Genomic DNA, 14118 nt, shown 5'->3' on the forward strand with positions numbered 1-14118 from the left:
CCATGACAGACTACATCCGCGACGGGCAGGCCATTTACGACCGGTCTTTCGCTATCATTCGTGCCGAGGCTGATCTAAGCCGGATACCTGCCGATCTTGAAAAGCTTGCAGTTCGCGTCATTCACGCCTGCGGTATGGTGGATGTGGTCAACGACCTCGCTTTTTCTGAAGGCGCTGGCAAGGCCGGTCGCGACGCTCTGCTTGCTGGCGCTCCCATTCTCTGTGACGCGCGCATGGTGGCCGAAGGCGTTACCCGCTCTCGCCTGCCTGTCAATAATGAAGTCATCTGCACGCTTGGCCATCCGTCGGTTCCCGAGCTTGCAGCGAAGATCGGCAATACCCGTTCAGCCGCTGCGCTCGACCTCTGGCTTCCCCATCTCGCCAACAGCGTAGTTGCAATCGGCAATGCACCGACCGCCCTCTTCCGCCTTTTTGAACTGCTGGATGCCGGAGCGCCAAAACCGGCGCTCATCATCGGCATGCCGGTCGGTTTTGTCGGCGCGGCAGAATCCAAGGATGCACTGGCCGCAAACAGCCGCAGCGTGCCTTATGTGATCGTGCGCGGCAGACGCGGCGGCAGTGCCATGACGGCAGCGGCAGTCAATGCGCTCGCCTCGGAGCGCGAATAATGACGACAAAAGGCAGACTGTTTGGGCTGGGCGTTGGCCCCGGCGATCCTGAGCTTATAACGCTGAAAGCCCTTCGCCTCCTCAAAAGCGCGCCGGTTGTTGCCTATCACGCCGCGAGGGGCAAGAAGGGCAATGCCCTTACCATCATCGAGGAATATCTTTCGCCCGAACAGGTTCTGGTGCCGCTGATCTATCCGGTTACGACGGAAAAACTTCCGGCGCATATGGATTACGAACAGATCGTCAGCAGTTTCTATGGAGAGATAACGAGCATGATCGCAAGCCATCTTGATCGCGGGCAGGATGTGGCCGTGATCGCAGAAGGCGATCCCTTCTTCTACGGCTCATTCATGTATATTCACGACCGGCTTGCAGAGCGGTATGAAACGCAAGTCGTGCCCGGTGTCTGTTCCGTTCTCGGTGCCTCTGCCGTCCTCGGTGCGCCGCTTGTCTATCGCAACCAGACCCTCTCCATTCTTTCCGGCGTCATGGGCGCGGAGGAACTGAAGCAGCAGCTTGCGGATACGGGAGCTGCGGCGATCATGAAACTCGGCAAGAACCTCGACAAGGTCCGCGCCGTGCTGGTCGATCTCGGTCTTATGGACCGTGCGCTCTATGTCGAGCGCGCCACCATGTCCAACCAGCGCATCGTGCCGCTTGCCGAAGTCGATGGTGACGACTGCCCTTATTTCTCGATCATTCTCGTTCCGGGGCAAAAATGGAACGGCGCATGACCCCTGCGATTCTGGTGCTTGGAGAAGCTGCGGTTCCCACCGCGCAACGGATCGCAATGGCGTTGGAGCGCGCCGAAATACGGGGCCTTCAGAGCCGCGTTGCATCGGTTGACAACACCTTCGTGCATTTCGGCGATGCAATAAGGTCGCTCTATGAGGAAGGCCGTCCGATCATCGCGCTTTGCGCCGCCGGTATCGTCATCCGGACGCTCGCCCCGCTACTTGAGAACAAGCGTATCGAACCGCCAGTTCTCGCCGTGGCTGAGGATGGAAGCGCGGTCGTGCCACTGTTGGGTGGGCTCTCGGGTGTCAACGACATGGCGCGGCAGGTTGCGGCAGCGCTTGAGGTCGCGCCTGCGATAACCACGTCCGGCGAGTTGCGCTTCGGAATCAATCTGCTGCATCCGCCTGCCGAATTGACGCTTGCCAATCCAGACGACGCGAAAAGTTTCATGTCGAACCTGCTCGCGGGACAGAAGTTGCGGCTTGAAGGACAATCGCGCTGGCTTGCGCAATCGAAACTGCCTTTCGCCGACGACGGCGCGTTGACGATCAGCATAACGCCCCACAATTGCGTACCGCGTCCCGACGCGTTGATTTATCATCCGCGCAGCGTGGCGATTGCCGTTGATATGGTCCGCGAAAACCTTCAGGCCAATGTTGAGCATGCGCTTAACCGGGCGGGGATAGCCCGGCAGTCACTGGCCTTGCTTCTCGCCGATGAAAAAGACTGCGCTGCTTCGGAACTTCACGAAGCGGCTCGAATGCTTGGTATTCCGCTGCGTTTTGCGGCGGACGCTGCCCACGCCCGCGAACTCGTCCTTCGTTCGGTCGAGCAGCCGATTGAACTGATAGAAGACGACGGACTCGCCATCGCCGTTGCGCCAACCCCGGCAGATGTGCTGTTTGTCGGTCGAAAGCGCGGCAAGCTGGTCGTTATCGGACTCGGACCCGGATCGCGCAGCCTGATGACGCCTGCCGTCCAGCATGAACTGGAACAGGCTGAAGACATTCTCGGCTATGAGACCTATGTGCGAATGGCCGAGGAGAACCTTCGTCCTTTCCGCCCGGACCAAACCATTCACATGACCGACAATCGTGAGGAAATGCAGCGCGCCCGTCATGCATTCGAACTCGCGGCTTCCGGGCGGCATGTCGTCATGGTTTCGTCGGGCGATCCCGGTGTCTTCGCCATGGCTGCGGCGGTTGTCGAGGCGCTGCACGAAACGGACAATCCCGCGTGGCACGGCGTGGAGCTTGTCATCCAGCCCGGAATTTCAGCGGCAATGGCTGCCGCATCGCGCATTGGTGCGCCGCTGGGACATGACTTCTGCATCATTTCGCTATCGGACAACCTGAAGCCCTGGGAAGTCATCGAAAAGCGCCTGGCGCTTGCCGCCGAAGCCGATCTCGCCATGGCGTTCTACAATCCGATCTCCAGGGCACGCCCGCATCAGCTTGGCCGCGCGCTGGAAATCCTGCGCCAATATCGATCGCCTGAAACGCCCGTCGTCCTTGGACGAGACATAGGCAGACCTGCCGAGACGACACGGACAACCACGCTGGGTGCATTGACGCCAGAGGATGTCGACATGCGCACCGTGGTGATCGTCGGCTCCTCGCATACACAACGGTTTGCGAAGTCCGATGGCTGCGAATGGGTTTATACGCCGCGTTGGTACGGCGAAAAGCCTGAGAAATGACAAACAAAAAGGCAGGGAAAACCCTGCCTTTTTCGCATGTTAGTCCTGATAGTTGAATCAGTTCTTCTTCGCCTTGGCCTTCTTCGGCTGGGCAGCGGCGACGGCGTCTGCCTTGGCCGCGGCTGCTTCGGCTGCAATCTGATCCGCGCTTTTCGGCGACGTGTCGATGACGGCACGCACACCGCCCTTTGCAGTGAGCTGGCAAACAGCCGTGCGCAGGTCCACCTTGAGATCCACATCCGTTCCGCCTGCTGCACCCGGACGGGAATTGACGGCGGAGATAACGCGTTCCGGCAGGAAGTATTTGTTGGCAGCAGCGGTGATGCACGGCTGGGCCAGCGCAGGATCGACATAAGCGGTCGGAGTGAAGCGCGGCATCGAAATCGTCGGCGCGCTAACCGGGGCCTCGGTTTTGCCCGGCATCGCCGTCGTGGTCGGTACAGTCGTCGTGCAGGCAGCGGCAAGCGGGGCCAACATGGCAATGGCTAGGAAACGGGCTCCGGTGCGGGCGCGTCCGTACATGATCAACCTCATAGGATCTGCTGAGTAGGTAAAATTTTAAGTTCGATAACTATTCGGTTTTGCTCGATTGTCGAGTGGCAGGAAGGTCACATTGCCAGAATTTCGATTCGCATCCACAGGCTGAAGTCACTGCTTTGCCAAAATCCAGTTCAGCATTTCCCGCCAATCCGACATGCGGATCGGCGTGCCGTGATTGCCACTCTCGAAACGGCGGAACTGAACCGGATAACCCGGCGCGCGCTTGCGTATCTCGCGATAGAAGGATTCCTGCTTGTCGATGGCGAAAACCGGGTCGCGGCTTCCATGACCGAAAAAAACGGGCACGCGCTTCCTGAATGCTGGAGACTTGAAAAATCCCTCATCCCAAAGCGAGCCGAGCAGGATGAGACCTGCAAGCTGACTACCGGCGTTTTCGTTGCCCGCTATGCGCCAGCACAGCGTTCCGCCCTGCGAGCCGCAGGACAGGATCAAGGGAGCGCTTGGCGACGAAGCTTTGACAGCTTCAATCAGCCCGGCAATCTGCGCCTCGCCCGCATCGGCGAAATCCTTGAAGTCCGGTGTGACATACAAGCCGCCGTTCAATGCAGCGAGATTCTTCACCCGGTTGAAATTGCCGCCGAAGGTAAAATCATTCATGCCTTGCAGGCGATTGCCGCCCCGGCCATGCAGATAGATGACGATGAAGGATGCACCTTCGCGCTTGCCCGCCGTCATGGCCTTGACTGGCCCAGCTTTGGTCTGAAACGTGACGTCCTTCTGGTAGGCGCGCGCCTTCAGCGAGACATAGGCGTCTTTCACCCGCTTTTCGGGCACCGCATCGCGCCCGTTTATATCGCGCATTTCATTGTAATCGACGACCTTGTAATCGCCATTGTCGGCGCTGCTGATGACGCCGGGATAGGCGAAATAGTCGTCCTTGTAAGGCGGCAGCGACGAAGCCCCGGATGCCGTCGCCGCCGAAAGCAGAAACAACACTCCGAGGAGGCTGCGTGTTGCACGTCTCGACATCACAGCTCCAGCGTATGGTAGCGCCTGTTGAGATAAACCAGCGCTTCCTCTTCGGCCCTCGACCGCAGGCCTACCACTTCGCCGAAAAGCACGTGATGGGTGGAATGATCCTGAACGCTCACCACCCGGCAATCGAAAGAGGCAAGCGCTCCCTGCAATATGGGCGCTCCGGTAACCTGAACTTCCCACCGCGCCAGTTCGAACCGCTCGTCCTGCGTCAGACCAATGCGGCCGGAAAACGCGTCTGCCAGCTGCTGATGCGAGCCGGCAAGCGTGTTGACGGCAAAAACCCCATTGTCGATGAACAGCCGGTTTTCCTCGTGTATCTTCTGCAGGCAGATGAGGATTGTCGGCGGATTATCGGACACCGAGCAGGCCGCCGTCAGGGTTAGACCGCGCCGTCCCGCACTGCCTGCGGTCGTGACGATCTGCACTGCGCCGGCATAATGGCTCATGGCATCGCGGTAGGACTTGGATTCCACCGAAGCTGCACTTGAAATGATGTTCTTAATCGTTTGCACGTCCAACAGAATCCATCTCGCCCTATGGGTATGTTACCTGAAGCCAGCTACCATGTTCAGAAGCTTGCGATATCGGCCCCCAGAAACGGGCATTGCACAAAGGCGAGGAAACAGCTACCCACTTTTCGTTGAAAATGCCACGAATTGTTTAATGAAGACGGATCACGTGATCGAGCTAGGGAAACGTCCTGCCGCAGCGCTGACAAGCATTATCCTCTCACTGCTGGCCAGTTCCGTACTGGCGCAGGCAGCAGATATGCGCATCGGCCTTGCAGCGCCCCTGTCGGGAACCTTCGCTCCGTTGGGTAATCAGCTGGCCGAAGGGGCGCGCATCGCGGCCGCGACGAAAGGCGCTGAACTCGTCATTTCCGATGACCGCTGCGATGCCGAAGGCGGCAGGGAAGCGGCGGAACATTTCGTGAGGGAAAACGTCCGGATCGTAACCGGCTTTCTGTGTCCCGACGCCCTTGAGGCGGCGCTCCCGGTTCTCGCAGCCGGCAACATAGCTATCGTGGCCTCAGGCGTCAGTGAACCCACGCTGACCGAAAGGCGCGCACCCGCACCGATGGCAGTATTCCGTCTCGCAACCGGACTCGACAAGGAAACGCAAGCAACAGGCAGTTTTCTCGGCAGTCTCTGGCGTGCCCAGGCTTTTGCCGTCATCGATGATGGCACGATTGAGGGACGCGAACGTGCCGCACGTGTTCTGGCCAGCCTCAAGGAGCAGCAGCTGCAACCGGTTTTTACCGATACCTATCGGCCCGGCCTCGACAATCAGAATGCGCTGGTCGCCCGCCTGCGGCGCGCAGGCGCAACCCATGTCTATGTCGGCGGCGAGCGTGACGATATCGCCGCCATCGGTGCAAGCGCTGCCGCCCTCAATCATCCGCTAACGATTGCAGGCGGCAGCCTGCTTGATGCCGCGCCCGGCGCACAGCCCTTAAGCCAAGGCACTTTGATGATCGCCCCGGTCCGGCCGCAGGACCTTTCAACAGCAAAGCCCGCAATCGACGCACTGCATCAGGCCGCAAAACTGGCCGATGCTTATGCCATCATCGGCTATGCCAGCGCGGAGATTGCTGCGGATGCGATCCTGCGCGCCGACGAGAAGAAGCAGCCGGTGCTTGATACGCTTCGCACAGGTTCCTTCGAAACCGTGCTTGGCACGATCAAATTCGACGACAACGGCATCCGAACGGACAATCCCAACCGCCTCCAGCGGTTCGACGGCAAACGGTTCGTGTTAGCCGACAAGTAGCCCAATGAGACTGGCGGCGATCACCAGCCCGGTCATCAGGCTCATGGTTGACCAGAAAAGGTGAAGCGCGGCATCTATATCATCGGCATTGGCATCCCGTTTGCCGGATGCATTGAGCATGGGACCTTCAACTTTTTCCGTCCCATATTGGCGTGGACCGGCCAATGCCAGCCCCAGCCCGCCTGCAAATGCCGATTCCGGCCAGCCTGCGTTGGGCGAGCGATGCAAGCGCGCGTCACGGCGCATGACCGAGAAAGCTTCCCTTCCGGAAAGCCTGTCTTTCGTGATCGCGGTGGCCAGTGAAGCCAGCAACCCTGTCAACCGGGCAGGAATGTAGTTTGCAACATCGTCCAGCTTAGCCGCGAAACGGCCGAAATCACGATAGCGATCATTGAGATGACCGATCATCGAGTCGGCGGTATTGATCATCTTGTAGGCAAACAGGCCCGGCAATCCGCCCACCAGAAACCAGAACGCAGGCGCGACAATGCCGTCGGATGCGTTTTCGGCCAGACTTTCTATCGCTGCCCTGCTGATGCCGCCCTCATCAAGGTGCTCGGGATTGCGTCCAACAATCATCGACACGGCCCGCCGTCCGCCCTCGAGGCCCTGCTCCCGCAGCGCCAGCGCAACCGCCTGCACATGATCAGCAAGGCTTTTCTGCGCAAGCAGCACCGTCACGATCAGGATTTCGGCAACAGCGCCTGCTGTTCCGGCAAAGGGCAGTAGGAACTCAAGGACAAGCCCCAGAACGACAGAGACAGCCACCAGCCCAACCGTCAGCCACATGCCATTTCGGCGAAGCACCGCAGCAGCGAGATTTCGGTTGTTCCAGCGCTTTTCACCCCATGAAATTGCTTTCCCGAACAGGACAACGGGATGCGGCATCCTTTGCCATAGCTGCGGCGGATCGCCGACAAAGCGATCGAGAAGCAGCGCAAGCGAAAGAATAATCAGCTTTATTTCCATGAGCTTGACCAGAAAAACTGAATCAAAGTTTCAACGCCTTTTCCAAGCGCGCAAGCGCCACGTCATCCAACGGCAGACCAATACGCAACCAGCGCGAGGCGTAATTGAATTTCCGGACCAGAATATGTCTCTGGCACAGTCTGGCATAGAGTTCGTGCGCATCCGGGTGTTCAACAAGAGAAAACAGCGCCGTGCCGCCGATTTCCTTCAGACCGGATTTCTCGAGAACAGCAGACAGTTCCAGCCGCCTCAAATCGATACGCGCACGATAGTTGGAAAGCGCCTCGGCATCGCGGAAGGCATGGCTGGCAATGGCAAGCGCCGGGCCGGATACCGCCCATGGCCCAAGCCGCTGCTGCAATGCCTCGACAAACGGCTTACCGGCAACGGCAAAGCCCAGACGAACGCCAGCCAGCCCGAAAAACTTGCCGAAAGATTTCAGCACGATCATCGGCATGTCTTCCGCATCCGCTGCAACGCTGACATCCTCATGCGTGTCCGCAAAAGCCTCGTCCACGATCAGAAAACCGCCCCGGGCACCAAGTTTTCGCCCCAGATGCTGAAGATCGTCTTTTGAAACCACACGACCATCGGGATTATTGGGATTGACGATAACTGCCGCCGTCGCCTCGTCCGGAATTTCACCGATTGCCGCACACGACACGACCTTCCAGCCGCAGGCAACGAACGAAGCGGCATGTTCCTGATAGGTCGGCCCGAGAACCGCAACCGTCGACGGAGCAACCAACGTCGGGACGAGCTGGATCAAAGCCTGTGTGCCGGGAGCTGCGACAATGGACGCATTCTCACGCAGCCCATAATAGCTGCGGGCCAGCCGCAGCGTTTCCCGCAACACCCCCTCATCCGGCAAGCGGTTCCAGATTTCCGGTGTCAGTTCGGGAAGTGAAAAAGGCTCCGGGTTGATGCCCGTTGAAAGATCAAGCCAGTCTCCCGGCTTTCCGCCAAAGCGCGCGACGGCCTTGTCCAGCGCGCCGCCATGCTCGATTTCTGCACTCAAGCTTTGTCTCCGCAAAAATCGATCACATGCATGAACGAGCCTGAAACGGAACCGATCCTGAGCCCTGCCTCGCCAAGCTCGTCTCCTGCGGCGTCCCGCACACGGAAAAGCCGATCAGCCTCTCCTTCGCGCAGGATGCTTGCATAATGAAACTCGTGCGCCTTCAATGGCTCCTTCCAGGGTGAGCCCTCAAGCGGTTCCAGCAGGCGATAGCCAAGATGCAGCTTTCTTTTCGCGAAGCTCGTTTCAAGCGGCAGAAGACCCAGCATCGGATGCGCAACACCCTCCGCATCCTGCAAGCTCTCGCCAAGAACCATGTAACCGCCGCATTCGCCATAAACAGTCACACCACGCGTTGCGGCGTCGCGTATTGCCGTTTGAAAACGTCCGGCTTGTGCCAAACGGCCGGCGTAAAGTTCCGGATAACCGCCGGGCAGATAGATTGCGTCTGCATCCTGTCTCGGAGCCTCATCTGCAAGCGGCGAGAAGAACGAAATCTCCACACCTCGCCTGCGCCAGCCTTCAAACAGATGCGCATAGGCAAAGGCGAATGCATCGTCGCGGGCAACCGCAATGTGGCTCCCAAGCGGTTTCAGGCGTGGAACATTGGCCATCGCATCGTAACGCTTCGGCCGCGACCAGATCGACTGCAACGCATCCAGATCGATATGCGCTTCAATCACATCGGCAGCATGATCCAGAAAAGTTTCGAGGTCGGAATGCTCGCCCGCCTGCACCAGTCCCAGATGCCTTTCCGGCAGCGAAAGTTCGGTATCGCGAGGCAAGGCGCCGAGAACCGGGATGCCGAGTGGCTCCAGCGCGCCACGCAGCATCGCTTCGTGCCGCGGGCTGCCAACCCGGTTGAGGATAATTCCGGCAATCAGCACATCCTTGCGAAACTGGCTGAAGCCCCACACAAGCGCCGCGACCGAGTGTGATTGCCGTGCACAATCCACCACCAGCACCACCGGCAGCTCGAGAAGCCGGGCCAGATCGGCGGAAGAACCCTTCCCGTTGATCGCTCCGTCAAAGAGCCCCATCATGCCCTCGGCGACCAGCAGCTTGGCGCTGCTTTCGGTCATGCGCGAGGAAAGCGCGCTGATAAGTTCAGGACGCATCGCCCAAGGGTCGAGATTGAAGCAATCCGCGCCGCTCGCAGCCTTGTGATAGGCAGGGTCGATATAATCCGGCCCGGCTTTCACCGGTGCAAGCGCTACGCCCTTGCGTTTCAAAACCCTCAACAAACCCAGCGTTACCGTTGTCTTGCCCGACCCGGAAGCCGGTGCAGCAATCATGAAACCCTTCATGCGGTTTGCGCTCCCTCATTTAGGTTCTTTCTGCCAAGCGGGTCGCTGGACAGGATCTTGCCGCTCAAAGCGCCCATCCAGTCCAATCCATCCCGCAGGCGAACCACCTGCCCCACAACCACGATCGCAGGCGGGTTCAGCCCCGCCGCTTCCACGTCTTTTGCAGCCTGCGCCAATGTCGTTTCGAGCACGGTCTGGCTGGGCAGGCTCGCATTGCACACAAAGGCGACGGGCTCGTCCGGCGAGCGTCCGGCATCGATCAGCCGCCTGGCAATAAGATCAATATGTTTCATCGCCATATACATGACGATAACCGGAGAGGTTCTGGCGATACCAGTCCAGTCCACCCCGTCGGGCACCAGACCGCTGGCGTCGTGGCCGGTCAGAAACGTCACGGACTGATTGATGTCGCGATGCGTTGCTGCGATGCCTGCATAGGCGAGGCCGCCAATTCCGGCAGTCACTCCGGGAACGACGCGAAACGGAACCCCGTGTTCCACTAGCGTCAGCGCCTCTTCTGCTCCGCGTCCGAAAACAAACGGATCGCCACCTTTCAACCGCAGCACCTTCTTGCCTTGTTTCGCAAGTTCGACAAGCCGCAGGGAAATATCGCGCTGTTTCGGCGAAGGCTTGCCGCCGCGCTTGCCTGCATATTCCAGAACAGCATCTGCATGTTTCAGAGAGAAGCAGGCATCATCCACCAGTGCGTCATAGACGATGACATCCGCCTGTTGCAGGGCGTTGACGGCATGAAGCGTCAAAAGGCCGGGATCGCCCGGCCCTGCCCCCACGAGCCAGACGTGGCCGGGCTCCATCGCAGGCAACGCCATTTTGCTTTTAGCAATGACACATGCCGCTATTTCTTCAGCCTTGTTCATTCTCGTCAACCATTATTCTATCTGGCGACACAGCTAGCAGATACATTATAAGGCGTCCATGAATGACGAAACTGCTCCAACGAATAAAAGTCAGGAAAAGGTCGAGCTTCGCCGCGGCTGGACGACTGGCGCCTGCGCGACGGCTGCCACCAAAGCGGCTTTGACGGCGCTCATCACCGGGGAATTTCCCGATCCTGTCGGCATAATTCTACCCAAGGGCGAAGTGCCGTACTTCCAGCTTGCCTATGAAGGACTGGGCGACGGCTATGCGATGGCGGGCATCGTCAAGGATGCGGGCGACGATCCCGACGTAACCCACGGCGCAACCATCATCTCGACGGTATACCCGGCACCGCCGGGAACCGGCGTCGTCTTTCGCGCCGGTGAAGGGGTTGGCACGGTCACGCGTCCCGGCTTGCAAATTCCACCCGGCGAAGCAGCGATCAATCCGGTTCCACGCCGCATGATGTCGGAAATCTGCGAGCAGATTTGCGCCGAATATGGCCTGCCCGCCGACCTCGTGATCACGATATCAGTGCCGGGCGGCGAAGAGATTGCCAAGAAGACATGGAACCCGCGCCTTGGCATTATCGGCGGCATTTCCATTCTCGGCACCACCGGTGTGGTTCACCCGTTTTCCTGCTCGGCCTGGATTCACTCGATCCATCGCGGCATCGACGTTGCGCGTGCTGCCGGGCAAAAACATGTGCTCGGCGCAACCGGTTCCACGTCCGAAGACGCAGCGCAGGCGCTCTATGATCTGCCGGATTTTGCCATTCTCGACATGGGCGATTTCGCAGGCGGTGTGCTCAAATATCTGCGTGACCATCCCATCGACAAGCTGACGATCGCAGGCGGCTTCGCCAAGCTGACCAAGCTTGCCCAAGGCGCACTCGATCTTCATTCGTCGCGCTCGCAAGTGGACAAGGGCTTCCTCTGGGCCATTGCCGAAAAGGCTGGCGCCCCGACAAGCATGAAGGATCAGATTCTCTTTGCGAACACTGCCTTGGAAGTACTTGAACTGACTCAATCAATCGGCATCGACATGGCCACACCGATTGCGCTCAAAGCGAAGGAAACAGCGCTGGAAACTCTTCGCGGCGCAGCTGTGGAGGTTGAGATTATCGTGACTGACCGCAGTGGAAATATCCTTGCGCGGATCTGAGCCGAAGATACTCATTCTGGGCGGAACCGCCGAGGCGGCAGCGCTTGCATCAGCTTTTGCAGAACTGCCTGTTAAAGCCATCACCTCGCTTGCCGGACGCACCAGCAATCCAACCAGACTGGCTGGAACGGTTCGCATCGGTGGTTTCGGCGGACCGGAGGGCCTTGCAGACTATATCAGGGCCGAAAAAATCCACCTCGTGATCGACGCCACCCATCCTTATGCGGCGCGTATATCGCAAAATGCCATCATCGCCACAGAGGCGACGAAAACCCCGCTCGTTCGGCTGGAGCGCCCCGCCTGGGAAAAGCAGCCAGATGACAACTGGATCGATATTTCCGGCGAAGCCGAAGCTGCAAACGCCATTCCTCCTCACGCGCGCGTCTTTCTGGCGCTCGGTCGCCAGCACATCGCCCCTTTTGCCAAGCGCACTGATGTTCATTTCGTCATGCGCATGATCGACCCGCCGGACGCGGCGCTGCCGCCGGATTCCGAGCTTATCCTCGCAAGGCCCGGCGATTTCGCTGCGGAAAAGCAATTTCTGGAGAAACACAAGATCGGATTGATCGTCAGCCGCAATTCGGGTGGCACCATTTCCTATGCCAAGATCGAAGCCGCTCGCGCGCTCGGGCTTCCGGTCATGATGATTTCCCGCCCGCCGGCTGCGGTCAAGAACATCGTCACCTCGCCGGAAGAAGCAATTGCATTTGCCCGCACAAGCTTAGGCTTTTGAACGTGCCGCGTGGTTATGCGCTTCATGATAGAGCGCTGAATCGCGAAAGCTCTTTGGGTCCAGCCCGCGCCCGACAAAAATCATCGCCGTGCGTATCAACCCGGATGCCGCCACCTTCTCCGCTATATCCGCCAAAGTACCGCGCAATGTCTGCTCGTCCGGCCATCCTATGCGATAGGCAACGACAACAGGGCAATCAGCGCCATAAAGGGGCATTAGCTCGGCCTTGATCTTCGTGAGGTTGCGAATGGAGAGGTGAATCACCAGCGTCGCGCCTGACCGGCCAAGCGTGGCGAGGTCTTCGCCTTCCGGCATGGCGGACGATTTCATCGAGGTACGGGTCAAAATGATGGTCTGATTGACCTCGGGAATGGTCAATTCCTGTTTCAGGGCGGCGGCAGCGGCCGCAAAGGCTGGCACACCCGGCGTCACATCATAGGGAATGCCGAGACTGTCCAGCCGGCGCATCTGTTCGGCCATGGCGCCGTAGATCGATGGATCACCGGAATGCACCCGCGCGACATCGAGGCCTTTAGCGTGGGCGACTTCCATTTCGGCGATGATCTCGTCCAAAGTTAGGGATGAACTGTCGACCAGTCGTGCATCCTTTGGTGCTCCGGCGACAAGTTCAATCGGCACCAGTGATCCCGCATAGATGCAGACAGGGCATCGCTCGATCAGGCGCAGGCCGCGAACGGTGATAAGATCCGCCGCGCCAGGACCGGCGCCAATGAAATGAACAGTCACAATTTTACCTTCCTGAACTGCGGAGCGGCGTCGGAACCAGCAATCGCCAAGGCGGCAGTTGTCCGGACGGACGCGGTTTTCTCGACCGCGAGAATACCGTGCGGACCGGCGGCAGCAAGCGCTGCCGCCTCGGCAACGCCATGGCAACCGACTGCCCGGAAAACAGCGTCCGACGGGTTTTTGAGACGCGGTGTTTCCTGCTCCAGTCGCGCGGCATCGAAGAAACAAAGCGCACAGTCATAATGCGACGCAAGCTCCGCCCACACTGGCTCGCCGCGCTTCGCGTTCAAGGTTGCAATAGCATCAGGCCGTACGCACTCGCCCCGAGCCAGCACTTGCTCGGCCAAGGCCAAAAGTTCATCAAGCGTCACGCCCGACGAACCGCCCATGCCAAGAACCCTATTGAAATTTCTAGAACCCACAGGGAGATGACTGGCGCGCTTTGTGCAGCTCTTCCGGCTTGACCCCAAGCGTGTCGGCAATGCGCTGGATCATTGTTGCTTCGCTACGATCAAGGCGATTATCGGAGCAGGCAATCGTCACAAGGTCACCCAGCAGTGCCAGCCGACGCTCCGGCGCCATCTCCGCCAGCATGTTGGCGGCTTGCTTGGTTGTCGTCTCGTAAGCAAAATCCTTGAGATATTCCGCGACTTCCGGAAGCTCTTCCGGTGGAATGCCGAAATTCTTTTCGGCAATTTCCTTGAATGCGGCTATTTCGGCTGGGTGCTGATCACCATCGGCAAACACCACATGCAACAGCAAAAGCAGTTCAGAAGCGAGCGCCGGATCATCGGCGACACGCTGCACGGCGCTCTTCCTGCTCAGAAAAGCTGTGATCCGCTCAAAGATGCTTTCGCTCATGGAACCCCTCTAAACTTTCAGTCTGCTTATAATGAATAGCGCCGGACGCGCAGGAAAACAATCTC

The 14118-nt window shown here is 59.0% G+C and carries 16 protein-coding genes; 6 read left to right on the plus strand and 10 right to left on the minus strand.

Going from position 1 to position 14118, the window contains the following annotated elements:
- Positions 1–2: 2 nt before the first annotated feature.
- Genes OINT_RS07055 through cobJ form a run of 3 tightly spaced genes read left to right on the plus strand, consistent with a single transcriptional unit; the run spans position 3 to position 3066 of the window.
- Positions 3–629: a precorrin-8X methylmutase gene (locus OINT_RS07055; protein WP_006467086.1), complete on the plus strand. Its 627-nt coding sequence runs from the start codon at positions 3–5 to the stop codon at positions 627–629.
- Entirely contained in the window at positions 629–1363 is a 735-nt protein-coding gene (locus tag OINT_RS07060; RefSeq protein ID WP_006467087.1) for a precorrin-2 C(20)-methyltransferase, read from the plus strand. Before OINT_RS07055 ends, OINT_RS07060 begins: the two co-directional genes overlap by 1 nt.
- Complete coding sequence (gene cobJ, locus OINT_RS07065; RefSeq protein WP_172491097.1) at positions 1360–3066, plus strand: precorrin-3B C(17)-methyltransferase; 1707 nt, start codon at positions 1360–1362, stop codon at positions 3064–3066. Before OINT_RS07060 ends, cobJ begins: the two co-directional genes overlap by 4 nt.
- Before the next feature lie 57 nt (positions 3067–3123).
- Here cobJ and OINT_RS07070 read toward each other — a convergent pair whose 3' ends face one another.
- The 3 genes from OINT_RS07070 to OINT_RS07080 form a co-directional block, all read right to left on the minus strand.
- Complete coding sequence (locus tag OINT_RS07070) at positions 3124–3588, minus strand: hypothetical protein (protein ID WP_006467089.1); 465 nt, start codon at positions 3586–3588, stop codon at positions 3124–3126.
- A gap of 126 nt (positions 3589–3714) precedes the next feature.
- Complete coding sequence (locus OINT_RS07075; protein WP_006470289.1) at positions 3715–4596, minus strand: alpha/beta hydrolase; 882 nt, start codon at positions 4594–4596, stop codon at positions 3715–3717.
- A complete protein-coding gene (locus OINT_RS07080; RefSeq protein ID WP_006470288.1) occupies positions 4596–5117 on the minus strand; it encodes a flavin reductase in 522 nt (173 codons plus the stop codon). Before OINT_RS07080 ends, OINT_RS07075 begins: the two co-directional genes overlap by 1 nt.
- 166 nt (positions 5118–5283) lie before the next feature.
- On the opposite strand from OINT_RS07080, the gene OINT_RS07085 reads away from it, so the two are divergent.
- Complete coding sequence (locus OINT_RS07085) at positions 5284–6375, plus strand: branched-chain amino acid ABC transporter substrate-binding protein (RefSeq protein WP_006470287.1); 1092 nt, start codon at positions 5284–5286, stop codon at positions 6373–6375.
- Here the strand turns inward: OINT_RS07085 and cbiB are convergent.
- The 4 genes from cbiB to cobA are packed head-to-tail and all read right to left on the minus strand — an operon-like array spanning position 6361 to position 10547.
- Positions 6361–7344, minus strand: a complete 984-nt coding sequence (gene cbiB, locus OINT_RS07090; RefSeq protein WP_006467093.1) for an adenosylcobinamide-phosphate synthase CbiB — start codon at positions 7342–7344, stop codon at positions 6361–6363. The two genes, OINT_RS07085 and cbiB, sit on opposite strands and share 15 nt — an antisense overlap.
- A gap of 22 nt (positions 7345–7366) precedes the next feature.
- On the minus strand, positions 7367–8362 hold the full coding sequence (gene cobD, locus OINT_RS07095) for a threonine-phosphate decarboxylase CobD (protein WP_006470286.1): 996 nt from the start codon (positions 8360–8362) through the stop codon (positions 7367–7369).
- Complete coding sequence (locus OINT_RS07100) at positions 8359–9669, minus strand: cobyrinate a,c-diamide synthase (protein ID WP_006467095.1); 1311 nt, start codon at positions 9667–9669, stop codon at positions 8359–8361. Before OINT_RS07100 ends, cobD begins: the two co-directional genes overlap by 4 nt.
- A complete protein-coding gene (gene cobA / locus OINT_RS07105) occupies positions 9666–10547 on the minus strand; it encodes a uroporphyrinogen-III C-methyltransferase (RefSeq protein ID WP_006470285.1) in 882 nt (293 codons plus the stop codon). Before cobA ends, OINT_RS07100 begins: the two co-directional genes overlap by 4 nt.
- Before the next feature lie 58 nt (positions 10548–10605).
- On the opposite strand from cobA, the gene OINT_RS07110 reads away from it, so the two are divergent.
- On the plus strand, positions 10606–11712 hold the full coding sequence (locus tag OINT_RS07110; protein WP_006467097.1) for a cobalt-precorrin-5B (C(1))-methyltransferase: 1107 nt from the start codon (positions 10606–10608) through the stop codon (positions 11710–11712).
- Positions 11699–12445, plus strand: coding sequence for a cobalt-precorrin-6A reductase (locus OINT_RS07115; protein ID WP_006470284.1), 747 nt, complete (start codon positions 11699–11701; stop codon positions 12443–12445). The genes OINT_RS07110 and OINT_RS07115 overlap by 14 nt, the downstream gene beginning before the upstream one ends.
- Here OINT_RS07115 and cobM read toward each other — a convergent pair.
- The 3 genes from cobM to OINT_RS07130 are packed head-to-tail and all read right to left on the minus strand — an operon-like array spanning position 12434 to position 14053.
- The gene (gene cobM / locus OINT_RS07120) at positions 12434–13192 is read right to left on the minus strand and encodes a precorrin-4 C(11)-methyltransferase (protein ID WP_006467099.1); all 759 of its coding nucleotides are present in this window, start codon (positions 13190–13192) and stop codon (positions 12434–12436) included. The genes OINT_RS07115 and cobM overlap by 12 nt on opposite strands.
- Entirely contained in the window at positions 13189–13581 is a 393-nt protein-coding gene (locus OINT_RS07125; RefSeq protein WP_006470283.1) for a cobalamin biosynthesis protein, read from the minus strand. The genes cobM and OINT_RS07125 overlap by 4 nt, the downstream gene beginning before the upstream one ends.
- A 22-nt stretch (positions 13582–13603) precedes the next feature.
- Positions 13604–14053, minus strand: coding sequence for a tellurite resistance TerB family protein (locus tag OINT_RS07130; RefSeq protein ID WP_006467101.1), 450 nt, complete (start codon positions 14051–14053; stop codon positions 13604–13606).
- Positions 14054–14118 lie beyond the last annotated feature (65 nt).

It is taken from the genome of Brucella intermedia LMG 3301 (assembly GCF_000182645.1).
In the GTDB taxonomy this organism is placed as follows: domain Bacteria; phylum Pseudomonadota; class Alphaproteobacteria; order Rhizobiales; family Rhizobiaceae; genus Brucella; species Brucella intermedia.

Bases quoted from the DNA above. Each gene is read 5' to 3' on its own strand.
- OINT_RS07125 (WP_006470283.1), bottom strand. From the start codon at position 13,581: ATGGGCGGTTCGTCGGGCGTGACGCTTGATGAACTTTTGGCCTTGGCC.
- OINT_RS07070 (WP_006467089.1), bottom strand. From the start codon at position 3,588: ATGTACGGACGCGCCCGCACCGGAGCCCGTTTCCTAGCCATTGCCATG.
- OINT_RS07110 (WP_006467097.1), top strand. From the start codon at position 10,606: ATGAATGACGAAACTGCTCCAACGAATAAAAGTCAGGAAAAGGTCGAG.
- OINT_RS07075 (WP_006470289.1), bottom strand. From the start codon at position 4,596: ATGTCGAGACGTGCAACACGCAGCCTCCTCGGAGTGTTGTTTCTGCTT.
- cobA (WP_006470285.1), bottom strand. From the start codon at position 10,547: ATGAACAAGGCTGAAGAAATAGCGGCATGTGTCATTGCTAAAAGCAAA.
- OINT_RS07055 (WP_006467086.1), top strand. From the start codon at position 3: ATGACAGACTACATCCGCGACGGGCAGGCCATTTACGACCGGTCTTTC.
- cobJ (WP_172491097.1), top strand. From the start codon at position 1,360: ATGACCCCTGCGATTCTGGTGCTTGGAGAAGCTGCGGTTCCCACCGCG.
- OINT_RS07060 (WP_006467087.1), top strand. From the start codon at position 629: ATGACGACAAAAGGCAGACTGTTTGGGCTGGGCGTTGGCCCCGGCGAT.
- cbiB (WP_006467093.1), bottom strand. From the start codon at position 7,344: ATGGAAATAAAGCTGATTATTCTTTCGCTTGCGCTGCTTCTCGATCGC.
- OINT_RS07100 (WP_006467095.1), bottom strand. From the start codon at position 9,669: ATGAAGGGTTTCATGATTGCTGCACCGGCTTCCGGGTCGGGCAAGACA.
- OINT_RS07130 (WP_006467101.1), bottom strand. From the start codon at position 14,053: ATGAGCGAAAGCATCTTTGAGCGGATCACAGCTTTTCTGAGCAGGAAG.